This window comes from Cobetia sp., assembly GCF_983723665.1.
The window spans coordinates 20346-21875 of record NZ_CFDJES010000007.1 but is presented as its reverse complement, the minus strand read 5'-3'; the positions used below and the strand labels follow the sequence as shown (position 1 = coordinate 21875).

Sequence of the window (1530 nt, the reverse complement as noted above, 5' to 3'; positions counted from 1 at the left end):
ACTCATGCGTTGTGAGTGGCGACATATCCGATGAAAATCATGGGGTTGAGAGGTTTATTAGATTTTCATGACATGATATTGATCAAATCAAGAGCGGTGAGCGCATCTTGCCTGTTTTGCGCATCATCAAATGATTCGGTATGTGGTTTATTGCGGATCTTTTTGATAAGATGTTGGTGAAAACCTCAATGGGAATAACAACTTATGTGGATCTGGCAGCAGCCTGACTGGCCACGGGGGCGGTTGGAGGTCATGCCCTTGATGGGGCAGTTGGCGGCGACCCAGGCGGTGATGTCGCCGCTGGTCGCTCAGGGACAGAATCTCTATCCCCGACAACGCCTGCGTCTCGAGGCGACGCTCCTCAGCGAAGAGATGGAAGCCAGTGCCCAGCTGTCCGGCGTGGTGCTCGGGCGGGCGGCGTTGCGTGATGCGCTGTATCAGGCGCTGGGGCTGGAGTCCGGCCATCAGGAGTCACCGCGCGGGCCGGCACCTGGTGTCGACGTCTTCGTGGATGTGACGCTGGAAGTCGTGCGCACGGCATTCCAGCCGCTGACCCGCCAACAGGTGCTCGAGTGGCATCGGCGTCTGGGGCCTTTCCTGCCGCGCAGCAGTGGTCAGCCACTCGGGGCATGGCGCGAGGCGCGCTACGAAGCGGTCAGCGGTCGTTACGGTCTCAAGCGCTTGCGCTATCGCGCCCCGGCGGAGAACCCCGATGCGCTGGACCGGGAGCTGGATGTCTTCTGGCAGCGTCTGGCGACGGAAGAACCGGATGTGGATAACTCAGGGGTGTTGAATGCCCTGCAGCTGCATGCGCACTGGCAGGCGCTCGCACCGCTGGCCTTGGGCAACGGCTTGATCGGGCGCTTGCTGCTGATGCGCTGGCTGACACGAATCGATGCCCTGGCCGCGTTGCAGCAGCAGGGCGAGTTTGTCGGCAAGGCCGCCGAGCGCTGGGAGTCGGAAGCGCTGGAGCAACTCTGCTGGCGCCGCCAGGCGCTGTTCTCGGTGGTGCTCGAGCATCAGGACGAATTGCGCGAGCTGGAGCAGCGTTATCTCGGCAAGCCCCAGACCTCGGCCAGCGGCCATCCGCTGCCGCCGCAGCTGGACCGCGCGCTCAATGGTGAGGGGGAGGATGCAGCGCCCGGTGACATGAATGTCTGGTCCGAGTGGTGGCTTTTGCGTCTGCGCGACGCCGGTCGTCGGACGGCCTTCCATTACCAGCGCGTCCAGCGCGCCGAGCGACTGTGGCTGGAGCACGCGCGTACGCCGCTGAATGCCCGCCAGCGCGAGCTGGTACTGACATTGTTGGAGCGAGACGACGAAGAGGGCGTGGGGCGCGCCGAATACCGCGCCCTGGTCGATACCTCCGACCCTACCGCCGCCCGCGATCTCGCCGATCTTACCGCCAAACAAGTACTGGAAAGTTACGGTGTCGGGCGCGGTACCCGGTATCGCTTGCCGGTCTTTGCCCCTCAGGGAGATAGCCCTGTGAGAGACGAGCCCTGAAGCGTCAAAAAAATCGCGAAAAAA

1 protein-coding gene is annotated in these 1530 nt (G+C 62.7%); it reads left to right on the top strand.

What is annotated here, in order from left to right:
• Positions 1-204 precede the first annotated feature (204 nt).
• A complete protein-coding gene (locus AC4FAH_RS01700) occupies positions 205-1506 on the top strand; it encodes a DUF4172 domain-containing protein (protein ID WP_490245581.1) in 1302 nt (433 codons plus the stop codon).
• The last annotated feature ends 24 nt before the right edge of the window (positions 1507-1530 follow it).

Excerpts from the sequence above, each read along its gene's own strand:
- AC4FAH_RS01700 (WP_490245581.1), top strand. The coding sequence starts at position 205 with ATGTGGATCTGGCAGCAGCCTGACTGGCCACGGGGGCGGTTGGAGGTC.